The organism is Acidithiobacillus sulfurivorans, from assembly GCF_018853815.1.
Classification (GTDB): Bacteria; Pseudomonadota; Gammaproteobacteria; order Acidithiobacillales; family Acidithiobacillaceae; genus Acidithiobacillus; species Acidithiobacillus sulfurivorans.
In genome coordinates, this window is the sequence record NZ_JAAOMP010000028.1 from 73158 (window position 1) to 88859 (window position 15702).

The following is a 15702-nucleotide window of genomic DNA, read 5'->3' on the forward strand; positions in this document are numbered from 1 at the left end:
AAATTATGAGACATCATAGCCCACGGTGCCAGCCAGCGTCAGGATCAGGGTCAGGGGGTTGGTGCCCCAGGCGAGAATGGCGATGGCGGCAGTCATGAGGAGGCTGGCGTAGACGATGGCGCCCCGGCGGCTGATACGGCCTTCGGCCAGCGGTCGGTGCAGGGTGCGGCGCATGTGCTGGTCGAGGTCGGGTTCGACGATCTGGTTGAGCACCCCCCCCGCGCCACCGGCCAGGGCGATGCCGAACAGTCCGGCCAGGGCGGACTGCCAGTGGATCAGGGCGTTGGGGGCGAGAATTTCGCCGACGGCGGCGGTGAAGACCAGCAGGGAGACGACCCGGGCTTTGGCCAGGACCCAGAGGTCATGGAGAAAGAGGCCGGGGCGAAAACGCTGGTGGCGGGCTACTTCTGTCCCTGCCACCGGCAGGAGGCCGTCGGGGTCGGTGGGGGTGGCGGTAATCATGTGACTTTTCATGCGGGTTCCTGTGGCCGTGTCTCAGCGCCAGACCAGGACAATGGCCAGGGCCATGAGCAGTACCATGCTCTGGTGAAAGGCGACCATGATGCCGGGGTCTTTGGGTTTGAGGCTGACGGCGTGAAAAAGTAAAAATCCAACCGCGAACTGACCGACGGCCAGATAGAAGGCGATCGGGTAGGCGGGCATCATGTAGCCCAGGGTGGCGACCAGAATCAGGCCCGCCGTGATGTGGGCGGCAATGGTCCATTGTGAGGCTTTCTTGGGTTGTACGAAGGCGCCGATCGCGGTACCGAAGCCGCGTTGTCCGGTGGTCATACCACCGAGAAAGACGGCAAGCAACAGGGCATGGAGCGCTCCCATGGCACCGAGATAAGTCCAGAAATTGAGACCGGGATAGGCCAGCCCGGTGAGGTAAATCAGAAACACGCCATAAGCCAGCAGGCCATGGGTGCCGTGCACAAAAGCCGGGGCCCGACCGGCGAGCACGTAGAGGGTGCCCATGCCAAACAGGGCGGTCACGATAATCAGAATCAGACCACTGATGGTGGTGACCGTGGGGGCGAGAATGACCAGTGCCAGGGCGACCAGTCCGACCAGGGTGGCGACGACCCGATGGGCGGCTTCCGGGTCGCCCCGGCCCATCAGGACCACAATGTTACGGGTGTAAGGCCATTTGGTCCCCAGAGACAGACCATAACCAAAGCCTTCGACGATGCTGCCGAGCAGGATCAGGACAATGGCAAAGCCGACTTCACTGGCCTTAAGCCCATTGACCAGACCATTCAGCAGTCCGTGACTGCTGAAGCCTTGCCACAGGCCCGCCGCCACCGCCAGCAGCAGACCGGCCGTGATGATCCGGCCAATCCAGCGCACCACCGGCGTCATCTCCCCTTCTATGGCGTGAGGAAGTGCTGAATCCGACACTACTGAAGGCTTTGCTCCCAGGGACGTGGACATTCTCTTGCTCCTTAGTTACCTGAATCCGTATGGGCATTCATCCCCGGCATGGCTGCCATTCCGGGAGTGGCTGATGCGTGCACGGCAGGTTGCATGGCCGATGACATCACTGACATATCCATGGTCCGCAGATATAGCTGTGAGAACATCCACCAGGTCAGCCCGATGGTAATCAGGAACAAAGGAATAAACAGCACCAGGGCCACGGTATTCCAGATGTTGTGTTCGGAAATGTCGATATGCAGCAGGAAATAAATCTGGGCAATCACGGCAATTCCCGCACACACCGAAATCACCATCAACAAACCGAAAGGTGGAACCGAATGAGAGGTCACCAGAAAAGTTGCCACCAACATCAGGAAAGCTGAAATGGCAAAACCCAGAAAGTAGCCCTTGGAAGTGGACAGTTGCACTTCCGGATGCATGGTCGGATCTGCGGCACCGTGACTCATGATATGTATCCCCACAAGTAGACAAAGATATAAACAAAAACCCAGATCACCGCCTGCAAATGCCAGAACATCCGCAAGGTGAGCAGACGACCCACCGTTTCCTCGGTAAAGCCCTTGGTCATCACCTGGGCTATCATCACCAGAATCCAGATCAAGCCGAAGAAAATATGGGTCGCATGCACCTGAGTCAGCACTATAAATGCCGACATGCCGCCACTGCTGGCAAGGGTAATACCCATGGAATAGAGATGATTCATGTCATGAATATCCAGAACCAGGAAGACCACACCCAGCACAAATGCTGCAAGCATGCCGTTGATCAAACCGCTCTTGTTTTTGTGCTTCAGGGCATTCATACCGAAACCATAAGCCAGCACACTCAAAAACAAGGCGATGGTCTGGGCAAAGGTGTACCAGGGTTTGACGAATTCAGCAGGGGTCGGCCCACCGAAATAACTATGTTGATAACTCAGCACCCCATAAGCGGCAAATAATGTCGCGAACAACATACCGTCGCTAAGCAGGTACAAAAAATATCCCAGGGTGCGGGTGGAAATCACATCATGCGTATGATGATGGGTATCCCACAATTCCGCTTTTTTGGGATCAACCGTACTGGCATGTGAACTCATAATTAAAACTCCTCAATTCGTGAGTAGCGCAGACGTCCGTTGTGCTGGATGTCGCCTGCGCACTGAAGCCATTCTGTCGAATTTACAACCGCTTCGACGAATCGTTGCGCTGATAGGCCATGGCATTACCCACTACCCCACCGCTGACGGGATGACTGTGATGACTGTCGGCAATTTGCGCCTCACGGCGATAAGCCTCTTCTTCCATCCGCTGCAACTCGGCACCGGTGACGATATAGCCGGGATCTCCCCTGAACGAGCGGATAATCATCAACACGATGATGGCCAGCAAAGACACAATACAAAGCCACCAGATTCGCCAGGTCAGCGCGAAACCGAGCACAAAAGTCAGGCCGCCCAGGATGATGGCCACACCGGTGTTGTTGGGCATGTGAATGTCGTCATAATGTTCAGGACGGACATTGTCGATACCATGCTGCCGACGCCATGCCACTTCGTCCCGCTCATTGATATGGGGAAGCACTGCAAAGTTGTAAAACGGCACGGGAGAATGGGTCATCCATTCCAGAGAACGTGAGGTTCCCCAGGCGTCCGCACCCACACGATTTTTTGCATGGTCACGCACACTGACATAAAGCAGGATGAAAAATGCCAATACCGAAAGGGTATAGACGACGATGCCAAACTCCATGACGTCCAGGTAAGACTGCCATCCGGTATTGAAGACATATTCCAGACGCCGGGTCATGCCCATGAAACCGAGCATGTACATGGGCACGAATACCAGTGCCGTGCCTGCGGAGAACAACCAGAACATGGTTTTCGCCCAGAATTCATCCAGTTTGAAGCCGAATACTTTCGGGAACCAGTACAGGACAGAGCCAAAAATGGCGTACACAATAACCAATAACATGGAGTGGAAGTGGGCGACCACAAACACACTGTTATGGACCATGTAATTAATGGCCGGAATGGCCAGCATCATGCCGGTCATGCCACCGATCAGCAGCAAAAACAGCGCACCAATCGCCCAGAGCATGGCGGCATTGAAGGTCAGGCGACCCCGATACATGGTAAATGCCCAGTTGAACACCTTCACCCCGGTAGGAATACCTACCAACATGGTGGCCACACTGAAAGCCGTATTGACATAGGGGCCTGCGCCCATGGTAAAGAAGTGATGCAACCAGACCAGCCAGGACACCCCGGCAATAGCCATACTGGCCAACACCATGGTGATATAACCAAACAGGGGTTTTTCAGAGAAAGTCGGGAAAATTTCCGACATCATGCCGAAAGCCGGCAAAATCACGAAATACACTTCCGGGTGACCCCAGATCCAGAACAGGTTGGTATAGAGCATCAAATTACCACCCATACCGGCCGTGAAGAAATGCGCACCCAGATACCGATCTGCAGCAACCAGACCCAGTGCCACCTGCAATGCCGGGAAAGAAGTCAGGGCAATGACGTTGGCCGACAGAGAGGCCCAGACAAAAATCGGCAACTTGCCCCAGGTCATGCCGGGCGCCCGCATTTTGATAACAGTGGCGAGAATGTTGATACCACCCAAAGTCGTACCCAAAGCCACCAACTGCAGGGTCCAGATCCAGTAATCCACGCCCACACCCGGGCTGTACTGCATTTCAAAAATCGGCGCGTATTCAAACCAGCCGTTGTGGGCAAAATCCCCCACAAACAGGGAAATCATGATTAACGCCGCTGCCGCAGCGGTAATCCATAAACCCAGGGCATTCAGGTATGGATAGGCCATATCCCGCGCACCAATTTGAATGGGCACGATGATATTCATGAAACCTACCAGCAAGGGAGTTGCTGCCAGCAAAATCATGATCAGACCGTGGGCACTGTAAACCTGACCAAAGTGAAAGGGGGTCAAATAACCATGCAGCGATCCAAACACCCCTGAAGAATGCGGACCCACTGCCCAGACCTGCTGGGTACGAATCATCAAACCATCGATGAAGCCTCGAAACAGCATCACCAGGCCGATGATGATATACATGACACCGAGTTTCTTATGATCAACCGTAGTCAACCATTCTTTCCAGAGATAAGTCCATTTACCGTAATAGGTAATCAGACCAAGGACGATAATGGCTCCGATGACCACCGCCACAAACAGTGGTGCCAGAATCGGATTGGCATAGGGAATCTGCGACCAGGCGAGACGCCCCAGAAGAGGGCTCCAGCCCCCAGGTAAATCTACGAGCATGTGATGATCCTCCGATTAATCGCGATGTTCAGCGGCTTGCTTTTTCATGTAGTCGACCATGTTTTCCGTCATCATCGGCGGGATTGGCCAGGTTTTTCCGCGCATCACTTCAGTCATGACATGATCAAAAAGTCCCTGTTCGACTGAAGAGAAGTAAACCACGTGGTGATTGACATCAATGTAAGGCTGGGCAAAACGGTTAAAGCTGGCGTAGGTCATGCTGCCAGGGGCCTGCTGCACTTTTTGCACCCATTGAGAAAAATCGGCCTTGTCGACCATTTTGGTTTTAAAGGTCATCCAGGAAGTACCCGCACCGGCAAAGTCGGAAGCAATACCCTGGTATTCACCGGCATGATCACTGAGCAAGGCATTTTTGGTGCGCATACCGGGCATCACGTCAATCATGCCGACCAGCTGGGGAATGAAAAAGGTCGTGGTCACGGCACTGGAGGTCAGGCGGAAGAAAACCGGAGTGTGCACCGGCAAGACCAATTCGTTAGCTACGGCCATGTGATATTGCGGATAGACAAATAACCACTGCCAGTCAGTGGCAATGACATCCACCTCCACCGGGTCCCCATTGGGCTTCATATGGTGGGTGATGACCGTCGGATTGTAAGGATTGATTTCGAAAGTCCCTTTGACGGCGAAGTAGGACAGAAATCCGACGGCAATAATGGGAATACCCCAGACAAACACTTCAATGGTGTTGGAATGAGACCAGTGCGGATCATACTTGCCCCGGTTCTTGCCTTTCTGGTAGCGCCACATGAACCAGACCACCAGCAAGGCGGTCAGCCCGACAATCGCACCCATGATCACCACATCCACGATCATGTAAAACAGGTTGGTTTTGGCCATGATACCCTTAGGATCAAATATCCAGTAAGGGTTATGTGCGCATCCACCCAGCAGCAAAATGGGGGCCAACGCCGCAGCGCGCCACCCCTTTTTCAGCCAGTTCCTCCACTTAATATCCATTATGTATTTCTCCCTGGCGGACAACAGATGATCCGCAATAAAACAAGATAGCGGTTACTATCCAATCAGCTTTTGATGAAAACCATACAAACTTATACTTTTTATGCTAATTTGAATCTCGGGTGTAAAAGTAGTGCAGAGAAGTCTGCAAATCAATAGAACATCCCCACAAATATTTTTGGGTTAATAACAATCTCATTAGTGCTATGAATATATTTAATTTTTTATTGCGAATATAATAATACACTTATTTTGTTATATTACAAAAAATCAATAATAATCATTTTGTTATTGTGAAAATTAAAATTTAAAAAACATTACTTCAATGTTTAATGTTGTGTTTATCAGCTTATAATTTCTTCTCTCATATTGAGTAGATTTAGAATGTATCAACAAGACAATCTAAAAAATAATATATTATTGTATTTTTATTAATATTTAAAATGACCTGATTTACGGGCGTATATTATAAAAATACAAGATTAACCTTACATATATTTTTATTGTTGCAGCTGGCTTTTGTGTTACACTTTTCCCATGAACCAGCAGCCCTATATTCTATTTCTGCTCAGTAGCGCCCGGGTTTTGCAACTCCGGGATGGCACCGGAATACCCACTGGCTTCTGGGCAGAAGAATTGGTCGTTCCGTGGAATTTGCTGAAAAACGCTGGCTGGACTTTGTCTATTGGCACCCCGGAAGGCAACATCCCGATAGTGGACCCCGACAGTCTGGATATAGCCAATCTCAATAATGACCGGCAAAAGGCCGTTAAACTGGCGGAGCAACTCTCGCGCATACCCGAACTGGAGCATCCTGTTTCCGTGCAAAGTCTGCAGGCCGAGCAGCTGGAGTCGATGCAGGGATTATTTATTCCGGGCGGAAATGGTCCGCTAATGGATTTAGCAAAGTCTGCCGATGTCGCGCGCCTTCTCCAGCATTGTCGTGATCATCGCAAGGCACTGGCGACCTTATGCCATGGGAGCGCTGCCTTATTGGCGACTGCGCACGATCAAAGCGCCCCGCCCTTTTCCGGCAATCCGGTCACCTGCTTCAGCGCCGCTGAAGAAGCCGCTACTGCACTGGCTGGCCGCTGGCCTTATACTCTGGAGGAGCACTTGAGAAATGCGGGATTCCTCGTTAGTGTCGGGGAATCCTGGCAAAGCCATGTGGTCGATGATGCGCAAATTCTGAGTGGTCAGAATCCAGCCTCGGCGGTGGCACTGACGGAAGCTTTTATACAACGATTATTTTTTCAGACTAACAAGGAAAACAGGCAATGAATGCAGATGCTCTCAAAAAAATGGCGGCCGAAGCCGCCCTCTCCTACATCCAGCCCGGTATGGTGGTCGGAGTAGGTACAGGCTCAACCACCAACTTTTTCATTGACGCTCTGGGTGCTGCAAAAATTCATGTAGATGGCTATGTCGCCTCCAGCATTGCCACCGAAAATCGTCTGAAAGCCCAGGGCTTAAATGTTCTCGACCTCAACAGCACCGGTGATATTCCCGTTTATGTAGACGGTGCCGATGAGGCCGACCCGCATTTCCGTCTGATTAAAGGCGGCGGCGCGGCACTGACCCGGGAAAAAATTGTGGCCAGCGCGGCCAGACTGTTCGTCTGCATCGCCGACGCCAGCAAAGACAAACCCATGCTGGGCAAATTTCCCCTGCCCGTGGAAGTGATCCCCTTTGCCCGCAGTTTTGTCGCCCGACAACTGGTCAAGCTGGGTGGGTCCCCTACCCTGCGCAATGGCGTGACCACCGATAATGGCAATGCCATCATTGATGTCACCGGTCTGGATTTTTCTGATCCGGTGAAAATGGAAGCCGCCATCAATCTGATTCCGGGAGTGCTGGACAACGGCATTTTTGCCCACCGGCGTGCCGACGTGATGCTTTTTGGTAGCGAAAACGGCGTCATTGAGAAAAAGGCCTGAGCTCTGCTCAAAAGAGAAATGCATATGGAAGGTGAAATCGATCATCGCAGTACCCGGCGAGACTTTACCCACGGGGAGTTGCATCGACAGGAACTGGACAGCAACCCCTTCCAGCAACTGGCGACATGGCTGGCGGCCGCAAAGGAGGCGGGCACTTTTGATGCGACCGCCATGGTGCTGGCTACGGCTGATGCTGACGGGCATCCTGATGCGCGCTATGTACTGCTCAAGCATTTTGATGAACAGGGGCTCTGCTGGTACAGCGACCAGCGCAGCCAGAAGGGTCAGGAACTGGCCGCCAACCCGCATGCAGCACTGGTATTCTACTGGCCGGAAAATGATCGTCAGGTGCGCATCAACGGCCCTGTAGAACCCCTGGATACGGCAGCGGCCGAAAGCTATTTTCAACAACGCCCGAGCCGCAGCCGTTATTCTGCTGCGGCGTCCATCCAGAGTCAGGTCATCGCCAGTCGTGCTGATCTGGAAGCGCGTGTTGCCGAATTACAGCAGCGCTATCCTGAGGACAACGTCCCACGCAACCCGGCATGGGGTGGGTACCGGCTGATTCCCGAACGCTTTGAATTCTGGCAGGGCCGTCGTGACCGCCTGCATGACCGGTTTGTTTATCGGCGTTCTGATGACGCGAGTCATGCCTGGTTGATTGAACGACTCATGCCCTGAGCCGTCATGGCTCAAAACACTTCAATACGCGCCTCGTAATCCACCAGAATCATGCGATAAATATCGTTGCCAAGCTGCACATGGGCAGATTGCGGTGCCCCGATACGAATGCTGTTGCCTCCCGCCATACTCAAACCGGAAGGGCCGAAATGTTCCTGTTCGATCAGGTCATCCAGTAGCGCCTGCAACTCCTGCCTGGGAACCTGACAGGTATTGTCAATGACCTTGCAGGGCTTGCCTCGTTTGGTTTTCCCTTCGATGATAACGGCATCGGCACGAATGGGCTGCAAGCCCTCATCTTCTATCGCTGCATCCTGAATCATATTGATTAAATCTCCTTAAACACCATCCCGAAATAACCAGGGAGCTGATTGTCGACGGGCTGCCTCATAAGCGCGAATGGCCCCTTCATGCTGCAGGGTCAATTGAATATCATCCAGGCCATTCAATAACTTGTGTTTGTGTCCGGCATCCATGGGAAAACAATAGCGACTATCTCCCATGGTTTGCACCTCCTGAGCCGGCAGATCAATACGCAAACGATAACCGGGGTTAGCCGCCACTTCGTGAAACAAATGATCCACTTCATCTGCGGACAGTCGAATCAATAAAATCCCGTTCTGCACACAATTATTTGCAAAGATGTCGGCAAAGCTGGGGGCAATGATGGCGCGAAAACCATAATCTGCCAGCGCCCAGGGAGCATGTTCACGACTGGAACCACAACCAAAGTTTTCCCGGGCCAGTAAAATCCGGGCATCTGCATATATCGGCTGATTGAGGATGAATTCCGGGTTATCCACCTGTTTGCCGTCTTGTTCCAGATAGCGCCAGGCATCGAAAAGATGCTTGCCCAGACCCTGTCGCTCAATGGTTTTGAGAAACTGCTTGGGGATGATAGCGTCGGTGTCCACATTGGGACGATCCAGGGGGGCGACAATTGCCTCTAATACGGTAAAAGCTTCCATTATTTCTCCAGCTGTCGCTTGACGAGATATTCCACGGCAGCCACTTCTGCCGAGCAACCGCGCAAGCTCGAAAAAATGCCAATTTCCACCATCCCCAAGCTGCATAAGCCCAGAGCGATGCGCAACACCCAGGAGCGGGCGCGCTTTTTATTGTGCAGACCAGTCACGTACATCCACAAAATGTCCGGCAATCGCGGCCGCTGCCGCCATGGCCGGGCTGACCAGATGGGTTCTGCCACCGGCTCCCTGACGCCCCTCAAAGTTCCGGTTACTGGTACTGGCGCAACGTTCTCCAGGCTCCAGACGGTCGGCGTTCATGGCTAGACACATGGAACAACCCGGCTCACGCCACTCAAAACCCGCCTCCTTGAAAATTTTATCCAGCCCTTCCGCTTCGGCCTGGGCTTTCACCAGTCCCGAGCCGGGAACCACCATCGCCACTTTTACCGAAGCGGCTTTCTGATGCCCCTTGGCTACAGCAGCAGCAGCGCGCAGATCTTCAATGCGCGCGTTGGTGCAGGAGCCAATAAAAACCTTGTCGAGCGCTATGGCAGACAGGGGGGTATTGGGCTGCAAATCCATATAGGCCAGCGCGTCCGTCCAGCCCTTACGACGTACCATATCGGATTCCCGAGCAGGATCAGGAATGGTGGCGCTAATTTCTGCGACCATCTCGGGGCTGGTTCCCCAGGTGACCTGAGGCGCGATATCCGCTGCATGGAGACGAATTTCTGCATCAAAGCTGGCATCCGCATCCGAATGCAGTTCACTCCAGGCCGCCACGGCCTGATCCCAGATTCTGCCCACCGGGGCATAAGGACGGCCCCGCAAGTAATCAATGGTTATGGCATCGACGCCGACCATACCCGAGCGCGCTCCGGCTTCAATGGCCATGTTACATAAGGTCATGCGCCCTTCTACCGACAAAGCCTGCACGGCTGGTCCGGCAAATTCGATGGCGTAGCCCGTACCACCCGCCGTACCCATTTTGCCGATAATGGCCAGCACCATGTCCTTGGCGGTGACGCCCCGACCCAGTTCGCCATCCACCCAAACCCGCAGGCTTTTGGATTTGCGTGCCCATAGGCACTGGGTCGCCAACACATGCTCCACTTCCGTGGTACCAATACCAAAGGCCAGCGCACCCAGCGCACCATGAGTCGCCGTATGGGAATCGCCGCACACCACGGTCATGCCCGGCAGAGTGAGTCCCTGCTCGGGGGCAATCACATGCACAATGCCCTGGCGCGGATCCAGCATTCCGAATTCTTCAATACCAAATTCCGCACAGTTCTGATCCAGGGTGTCGACCTGCAAACGGGAAGTCGGATCGACAATACCCGCCGCCCGATCCGTGGTCGGGACATTGTGGTCTGCCGTAGCGATATTGGCATCAATCCGCCAGGCTTTGCGTCCCGCCGCGCGCAAACCCGAAAAGGCCTGGGGGCTGGTGACTTCATGCAGCAACTGCCGGTCAATATAAAGCAATACGGCAACATCCGGTTCCGCATGCACCACATGGCTTTCCCACAATTTGTCATAAAGCGTTTTTGCTGCCACAAGCTTCTCCTCAAACATCCCTATCCAAAATTAACCAATGTCGCTCATAAGGGCCATGCCGTCATCCAGCACACATCCAGCGAAAAATCATGATTCGGCTGCAGCGCAAAGTGTTCACAAACCTCCGTCGGAGCCCCGACCCATACGCTTTTGATCGCTGTTACGCGCTCTTCCGGGCTGCGCATTCGGGTTATCCAACTGGCAAAATCCAGGGGCAGTTTCCAGGTATCCTGATCAGCCACCTGCCAGCCGGCTGCAGCCAACATCGCCTGCCATTCTGAAACCCGGTAATCCCGCACATGAGAAGGGTCACGTAAAATTTCGACCGTCTGCAAAAAAGTATCCAGTAATGGATTTTCGGGTGCGCATACATCAATGATGACACATTTTCCCTGAGGATGGAGTACACGCCGCATTTCCCGAAGAGCCGCAGGGACATCCGCCCAATGATGGGCGGAAAAGCGCGTCACCACTCCATCAAAGTAAGCATCGGCGAAAGGCAATGATTCTGCCATACTTTTTTCGGTGTGGAGATTAGACAATCCACGCTGTTGCGCCTCGTCAGCTACCACACGCAGCATTTCACTGGAGAGATCCACTGCGAGCACTTCCCCGACGACTTCCGCCAGAGTAAAGCTGGCATGCCCCGCCCCGCAGCCAAGGTCCAGCACCCGCATGGTGGACTGTCCGGCAAACTCTCCACGCAGACTCTGTAAATCTGCACCCTGTGCATGTGCCGGGCTATGGAGATAATCCGTCGCCGCCACGCCGAATTGCTTCTCTACCAGTTTTTGCTGATTATTCATGCGCTTTTAGGCTTCCAAAAAAATACACACCTATCATAAGAAGACCATCAAACTGGTACAATATGAGTACTTATACTGGTATATTAACTACCATGATTGCGCTTTACATGGAACCGATGCATGTCTGGTGACTCACTGGCCTTGGGGGCGTTTATTCGTCGCCACCGCGAAAAAACAACACCGCAGCAGGCTGGCCTGAATGCGCTTGGACGCCGTCGCACTCCCGGGCTACGCCGCGAAGAACTCGCCATGCTCTCGGGAGTCAGTGGCACCTGGATCACCTGGATTGAACAGGGGCGGCCGGTGCAGCCTTCCGTGCCCACGCTGGATCGCCTCAGCACGGTACTGCAACTATCCCATGCCGAACGGCAGCATCTGTTTCATCTTGCGGGCAAGGCTGATCCCCAGCTGGAATCGCCCCCTTCTGCCGTAGCGCCCGCCCTGCTCCACCTTCTCAAAATCCTGCAATATCCCGTGTATATCCTGGATCGCTACTGGAATGTCATTGCCTGGAATACGGCCGCCGCCACACATTTTGTGGGCTGGTTACCAGTCAGCCCGGCTCCTGAGAAAAAGCCTCCCAATTTACTGGAATTTTTGTTCCTCGACCCCGGCGCCAGAAGCTTCGTCGATGATTGGCAAAGCCGTTGCCGACGTCTGGTTGCCGAGTTTCGTGCAGATGTCGGCAAACACCTGGATGATCCCGAAATGGCCCGAATCATCACCCAACTGCAAAGTCAGAGCCGCACATTTGCCGAGCTCTGGCCTGCTCAGGATGTAGTGGAAAGAGAAGGCGGCCGCCGGGTATTCCAACACCCAGTACATGGGCGGGTGGTGTATGAGCAAAGCACCTTATTACCAGCGGCGCATACGGATATGAAACTGGTGATTTTGTTGCCATATCAGGAAGCAGTGGATTCGTGATCAGATTGGGAAATTGTTTTTTGATGGATAGTATGGATAGTTGCGAATGGCTGGGATGCAGCGGCACGGTAAATTTGTTCTAATGATAGCTCACTTATTTTCGACCCTAAGATATCAAGTTACTTGATACTAACAAACTGTTTCTATTGAACACACTCACCTTTCATACGGGAAATAGACGTCAGCCAATGGAGCATGCGCAGCAATGATCAGTGGCGGATTTGCTTCGTATGGCGCGACAGCAACGCCTGGGACGTGGAGATCGTGATGGGAAAGCGGGCCGTTACCCCGGATACCGGGCTGCGGCTGTCCCGGTTTTTCGGGATGAGCGATGGTTTCTGGGTGGGCCTGCAAACCGATTACGATCTCGCCGTGACGCGCCACGCCATGCAAGCAATTCTCAATAAAATTCAACGATACGACGTTCATGCGGCGTAACGACCAGGATCCGCTGGTAACGACTCTGGCAGGTTGACCATCTTGGTCCCAAATCTTGTCAACATGACTGTAAAATGTATCAGTCTTTATGAGAACAATATTAGAGAATTGCAACCATTTGATTTACCCTGCAGCAATCGCAGCCATCCGAAGGTTCTAGTGTTCACAAACTAGAAACCTGCACGGCCGGGCGCTGTCGCTGACTCCAGTGACGATAACTGCGGGCCAGGGTAAAAAGTCCGGCGCCCAGCATGCCGACAAAAAAACCGATGGGCCAGTTGGTCCAATAAGACAGCGCAATGGCTGACCAGATGCTGCTCTCGGCAAAAATTACCGCCAGGAGCAGGCTGCGCAGCGGGTGGATACTCAGCGACTGGGCAGCAGCAGGCGGCCCCACCAACAAGGTAAACACCAGAAAGGCACCGACTACTGGCAGGGCTGAAGCCGTCACCAGCGCCAGCAGACTTAAAAAAATCAGATCCATACGTGCTGCAGAAATCCCCTGTAAAGCAGCCAGATCAGGGAAACTGGAATCCAGCAGCAAGGGGCGGAAAATAGTGATCATGACCACCGAGACAAGGGCGCAAATCCCCAGTATGGGCCACAAATCCGCATCGCTGACGCCCAGCATCTCACCAAAAAGCAGAGAAAATACCTCAGGTGCGTATTCACTGGTCATGCTGAGAAACAGCGCACCGACGCCCAGAAAAAGCACCAGTAGCAGTCCGGTTCCCACGTCACGCCGCCCTATACGGGCCAGTTGACGCAAGAGCAGGACACCCATTCCCACAAAAACCAGCAGACCAACAAAGGGATTCACTCCGAGCAGATTAGCCGCCGCCGCCCCCGGAAAAGCTCCCAACGGCAAGGCATGAGCCGCAAAGGCCGAATGGCGAATGACCACAAAATAACCGACAAGTGCTGCTACTAGGGCGATGGCAGTGCCCGCAATCCAGGTGTTGATCATAAAACTGGAAAACACGGCTAAGGCTCCTGAAGGCGGCGCAAGGACGTAATACCCCGGCGCTGGTATTTGTGTTGCCACGAAGAACCGAGCATAGCCAGCAGATAAAACAGAAAAATCAGGACAACCACAAAAAAACTGACAGGCCAGGCATTGCCGGAAAACCAGTAATAACTTTCATAGGCCATCCAGATTCCCAACCAGACCGCCGTCAGAGCAATAATCATCGCCCAGAAAATAGCCTGGGCAGGACGTCGGCTCAGGCGAATCGCCGCTCCGGCAGGGCCGATCAGGAGTGCCGTCGCCAGAACCGCGCCAATAGCCAGAGCACAAACCGCAACGGCCAGTCCTAATACCAGAAGTTGTAGCAAACCCATCCAACGTGGGGAAACGCCCCGCAAAGTCGCCAGATCCGGGTCCACCGCTGTCAGGATCAGCGGCCGATAAAACAAGCCAACCAGCAAAAACACCGCCAGTACCGCCAGGATGGCCGGCCAGATCAAGCCTCGCGAAATGGCGAATAAAGACCCGAACATCACCGATACAGCGGCACCGGTAGTACTGGTGGTAGTGACATCCAGATATAAAAACAGCGCGGAAAACCCCAGGCCGGCACCCAGCACAATGCCGGTCGCCAAATCTCTTTCCCGCGCCTTGCGGACCCCCAGAAATTCCATCCCGAATGCAGCAATCCAGGCCATGCCGAGAAAACCCAGCAAGGGGCTGATACCCCATAAAAACGAAGCGGCTCCTCCGGCACTACTGACATCTGCCAGGGCGTGGCCGGCAAAGGCATTTCCACGCAACACGGTGAACACCCCAATCAGGGCACTGACCAACGCCGCGCAACTGCCCACAATGAGCGCAGTTTGCACCGGCTGACTGCTTAAAAAAGCAAACATCTGCTCACACTCCGTGACCCGCACAACGATTCATATTGGCCACATCGGCATTTTCGGGGGCGTCGGGCAGCACCAGAATCCGCCCGCCATGATGCAGGATCGACACGGGATAACCGTAAAGCTTGCTGAGCACCTCCGCTTGCACGACCTCGGCAACCGTGCCGGTGGCGGCGCGCCCGTCTACCAGATACACCAGACGGTCCATCACCGGAATCAGCGGATTCATGTCGTGGGCAGTCACCAGCACCGTCATTTTCTGCTGGACAATCAAGCGTCCCAGCAGATCTACCAGTGCATTGGCGCTACCAAAATCGAGATTTGCCAGCGGTTCGTCCAGAATCAGCAGACGCGGCTTGCGAACCAGAGCATGGGCGATGACGGCACGCTGCTGCTGCCCCCCCGATAATTCCCCAACCCGCTGATCGGCAAAGTCCTCCGCGCCCACGGCTTGCAGCGCCTGATCCACCGCGTAGCGGGTGCGTCCGTTAAAAAACGGCAGCCCCAAACGCTGGCCATCCAGCCCCAAACGCACCAAATCACGGGTGCGCAAGGGCAGATCCGGATCAAAATTGATTTTCTGGGGAACATAGCCCACCAGCTCCCGATGTTCCCGAGCTGGCGCACCGCCGATCAGCACCGTGCCAGCACGCTGGGTAATCAAGCCCAGCAAGGTACGTAACAGGGTGGTTTTACCCGCCCCATTTTCACCAATCAGGGCGCAGAGCTGCCCAGGATACAGGTCAAAACTGACATCCCGTAAAATACTGCGGCCGCCCAGATCCACAGAAAGATCGGCGACCGCAAGAATCGGACTCTGATTGGTCAA

Annotated in this window: 19 protein-coding genes; 5 read left to right on the plus strand and 14 right to left on the minus strand. The window is 53.9% G+C overall.

Annotation, left to right across the window (positions count from 1 at the left end):
- Nucleotides 1-3: 3 nt before the first annotated feature.
- The 6 genes from HAP95_RS02020 to HAP95_RS02045 form a co-directional block, all read right to left on the minus strand.
- Nucleotides 4-474: a UbiA family prenyltransferase gene (locus tag HAP95_RS02020; RefSeq protein WP_226832434.1), complete on the minus strand. Its 471-nt coding sequence runs from the start codon at nucleotides 472-474 to the stop codon at nucleotides 4-6.
- A gap of 21 nt (nucleotides 475-495) precedes the next feature.
- Complete coding sequence (locus tag HAP95_RS02025) at nucleotides 496-1434, minus strand: cytochrome C oxidase assembly protein (RefSeq protein WP_215882743.1); 939 nt, start codon at nucleotides 1432-1434, stop codon at nucleotides 496-498.
- 11 nt (nucleotides 1435-1445) lie between these two features.
- Nucleotides 1446-1886, minus strand: coding sequence for a cytochrome o ubiquinol oxidase subunit IV (locus HAP95_RS02030; RefSeq protein WP_193650984.1), 441 nt, complete (start codon nucleotides 1884-1886; stop codon nucleotides 1446-1448).
- On the minus strand, nucleotides 1883-2518 hold the full coding sequence (locus tag HAP95_RS02035) for a cytochrome c oxidase subunit 3 (protein WP_215882744.1): 636 nt from the start codon (nucleotides 2516-2518) through the stop codon (nucleotides 1883-1885). Before HAP95_RS02035 ends, HAP95_RS02030 begins: the two co-directional genes overlap by 4 nt.
- An 82-nt stretch (nucleotides 2519-2600) precedes the next feature.
- Nucleotides 2601-4715 carry a cbb3-type cytochrome c oxidase subunit I gene (locus HAP95_RS02040; RefSeq protein WP_215882745.1) on the minus strand — a complete coding sequence of 705 codons (2115 nt, stop codon included), beginning with the start codon at nucleotides 4713-4715 and terminating at the stop codon, nucleotides 2601-2603.
- A 15-nt stretch (nucleotides 4716-4730) separates the two neighbouring features.
- Nucleotides 4731-5696 carry a COX aromatic rich motif-containing protein gene (locus HAP95_RS02045; protein WP_215882746.1) on the minus strand — a complete coding sequence of 322 codons (966 nt, stop codon included), beginning with the start codon at nucleotides 5694-5696 and terminating at the stop codon, nucleotides 4731-4733.
- Nucleotides 5697-6215: 519 nt separating this feature from the next.
- Between HAP95_RS02045 and HAP95_RS02050 the strand changes: the two genes are divergently transcribed.
- The 3 genes from HAP95_RS02050 to pdxH are packed head-to-tail and all read left to right on the plus strand — an operon-like array spanning nucleotide 6216 to nucleotide 8314.
- Nucleotides 6216-6977, plus strand: coding sequence for a type 1 glutamine amidotransferase domain-containing protein (locus HAP95_RS02050; RefSeq protein WP_226832437.1), 762 nt, complete (start codon nucleotides 6216-6218; stop codon nucleotides 6975-6977).
- A complete protein-coding gene (gene rpiA / locus HAP95_RS02055) occupies nucleotides 6974-7633 on the plus strand; it encodes a ribose-5-phosphate isomerase RpiA (protein ID WP_215882747.1) in 660 nt (219 codons plus the stop codon). The genes HAP95_RS02050 and rpiA overlap by 4 nt, the downstream gene beginning before the upstream one ends.
- 24 nt (nucleotides 7634-7657) lie before the next feature.
- Nucleotides 7658-8314 (plus strand): pyridoxamine 5'-phosphate oxidase, encoded by a 657-nt coding sequence (pdxH, locus tag HAP95_RS02060; RefSeq protein WP_215882748.1) that lies wholly within the window; start codon nucleotides 7658-7660, stop codon nucleotides 8312-8314.
- Nucleotides 8315-8325: 11 nt separating this feature from the next.
- Here the strand turns inward: pdxH and HAP95_RS02065 are convergent, their stop codons facing one another.
- From HAP95_RS02065 to HAP95_RS02085, 5 genes are read right to left on the minus strand one after another with little or no spacing between them, the layout of a single operon-like run.
- Nucleotides 8326-8637, minus strand: coding sequence for a hypothetical protein (locus tag HAP95_RS02065; RefSeq protein WP_215882749.1), 312 nt, complete (start codon nucleotides 8635-8637; stop codon nucleotides 8326-8328).
- 15 nt (nucleotides 8638-8652) lie between these two features.
- The gene (gene leuD / locus HAP95_RS02070; RefSeq protein ID WP_215882750.1) at nucleotides 8653-9282 is read right to left on the minus strand and encodes a 3-isopropylmalate dehydratase small subunit; all 630 of its coding nucleotides are present in this window, start codon (nucleotides 9280-9282) and stop codon (nucleotides 8653-8655) included.
- Nucleotides 9282-9449, minus strand: coding sequence for a hypothetical protein (locus tag HAP95_RS02075; RefSeq protein WP_215882751.1), 168 nt, complete (start codon nucleotides 9447-9449; stop codon nucleotides 9282-9284). Before HAP95_RS02075 ends, leuD begins: the two co-directional genes overlap by 1 nt.
- Entirely contained in the window at nucleotides 9430-10842 is a 1413-nt protein-coding gene (gene leuC, locus HAP95_RS02080; RefSeq protein ID WP_215882752.1) for a 3-isopropylmalate dehydratase large subunit, read from the minus strand. Before leuC ends, HAP95_RS02075 begins: the two co-directional genes overlap by 20 nt.
- 44 nt (nucleotides 10843-10886) lie before the next feature.
- Nucleotides 10887-11648 carry a class I SAM-dependent methyltransferase gene (locus tag HAP95_RS02085; RefSeq protein ID WP_215882753.1) on the minus strand — a complete coding sequence of 254 codons (762 nt, stop codon included), beginning with the start codon at nucleotides 11646-11648 and terminating at the stop codon, nucleotides 10887-10889.
- 120 nt (nucleotides 11649-11768) lie between these two features.
- Between HAP95_RS02085 and HAP95_RS02090 the strand changes: the two genes are divergently transcribed.
- Both HAP95_RS02090 and HAP95_RS02100 read left to right on the plus strand, forming a co-directional pair.
- The gene (locus tag HAP95_RS02090) at nucleotides 11769-12572 is read left to right on the plus strand and encodes a helix-turn-helix transcriptional regulator (RefSeq protein ID WP_215882754.1); all 804 of its coding nucleotides are present in this window, start codon (nucleotides 11769-11771) and stop codon (nucleotides 12570-12572) included.
- Nucleotides 12573-12767: 195 nt separating this feature from the next.
- The gene (locus HAP95_RS02100) at nucleotides 12768-13010 is read left to right on the plus strand and encodes a HigA family addiction module antitoxin (RefSeq protein WP_226832439.1); all 243 of its coding nucleotides are present in this window, start codon (nucleotides 12768-12770) and stop codon (nucleotides 13008-13010) included.
- Nucleotides 13011-13173: 163 nt separating this feature from the next.
- Here the strand turns inward: HAP95_RS02100 and HAP95_RS02105 are convergent, their stop codons facing one another.
- From HAP95_RS02105 to HAP95_RS02115, 3 genes are read right to left on the minus strand one after another with little or no spacing between them, the layout of a single operon-like run.
- Nucleotides 13174-13992, minus strand: coding sequence for a metal ABC transporter permease (locus HAP95_RS02105; RefSeq protein WP_215882755.1), 819 nt, complete (start codon nucleotides 13990-13992; stop codon nucleotides 13174-13176).
- A 2-nt stretch (nucleotides 13993-13994) separates the two neighbouring features.
- Nucleotides 13995-14876 (minus strand): metal ABC transporter permease, encoded by an 882-nt coding sequence (locus HAP95_RS02110; RefSeq protein WP_215882756.1) that lies wholly within the window; start codon nucleotides 14874-14876, stop codon nucleotides 13995-13997.
- Nucleotides 14877-14880: 4 nt separating this feature from the next.
- Entirely contained in the window at nucleotides 14881-15702 is an 822-nt protein-coding gene (locus tag HAP95_RS02115; RefSeq protein WP_215882757.1) for a metal ABC transporter ATP-binding protein, read from the minus strand.

What these genes read in the sequence shown, in the direction of transcription:
- HAP95_RS02110 (WP_215882756.1), bottom strand. Translation starts at nt 14,876, where the DNA reads ATGTTTGCTTTTTTAAGCAGTCAGCCGGTGCAAACTGCGCTCATTGTG.
- leuD (WP_215882750.1), bottom strand. Translation starts at nt 9,282, where the DNA reads ATGGAAGCTTTTACCGTATTAGAGGCAATTGTCGCCCCCCTGGATCGT.
- HAP95_RS02045 (WP_215882746.1), bottom strand. Translation starts at nt 5,696, where the DNA reads ATGGATATTAAGTGGAGGAACTGGCTGAAAAAGGGGTGGCGCGCTGCG.
- HAP95_RS02035 (WP_215882744.1), bottom strand. Translation starts at nt 2,518, where the DNA reads ATGAGTTCACATGCCAGTACGGTTGATCCCAAAAAAGCGGAATTGTGG.
- HAP95_RS02090 (WP_215882754.1), top strand. Translation starts at nt 11,769, where the DNA reads ATGTCTGGTGACTCACTGGCCTTGGGGGCGTTTATTCGTCGCCACCGC.
- HAP95_RS02025 (WP_215882743.1), bottom strand. Translation starts at nt 1,434, where the DNA reads ATGTCCACGTCCCTGGGAGCAAAGCCTTCAGTAGTGTCGGATTCAGCA.
- HAP95_RS02020 (WP_226832434.1), bottom strand. Translation starts at nt 474, where the DNA reads ATGAAAAGTCACATGATTACCGCCACCCCCACCGACCCCGACGGCCTC.
- pdxH (WP_215882748.1), top strand. Translation starts at nt 7,658, where the DNA reads ATGGAAGGTGAAATCGATCATCGCAGTACCCGGCGAGACTTTACCCAC.
- HAP95_RS02065 (WP_215882749.1), bottom strand. Translation starts at nt 8,637, where the DNA reads ATGATTCAGGATGCAGCGATAGAAGATGAGGGCTTGCAGCCCATTCGT.
- HAP95_RS02100 (WP_226832439.1), top strand. Translation starts at nt 12,768, where the DNA reads ATGCGCAGCAATGATCAGTGGCGGATTTGCTTCGTATGGCGCGACAGC.
- HAP95_RS02085 (WP_215882753.1), bottom strand. Translation starts at nt 11,648, where the DNA reads ATGAATAATCAGCAAAAACTGGTAGAGAAGCAATTCGGCGTGGCGGCG.
- rpiA (WP_215882747.1), top strand. Translation starts at nt 6,974, where the DNA reads ATGAATGCAGATGCTCTCAAAAAAATGGCGGCCGAAGCCGCCCTCTCC.
- HAP95_RS02030 (WP_193650984.1), bottom strand. Translation starts at nt 1,886, where the DNA reads ATGAGTCACGGTGCCGCAGATCCGACCATGCATCCGGAAGTGCAACTG.
- HAP95_RS02040 (WP_215882745.1), bottom strand. Translation starts at nt 4,715, where the DNA reads ATGCTCGTAGATTTACCTGGGGGCTGGAGCCCTCTTCTGGGGCGTCTC.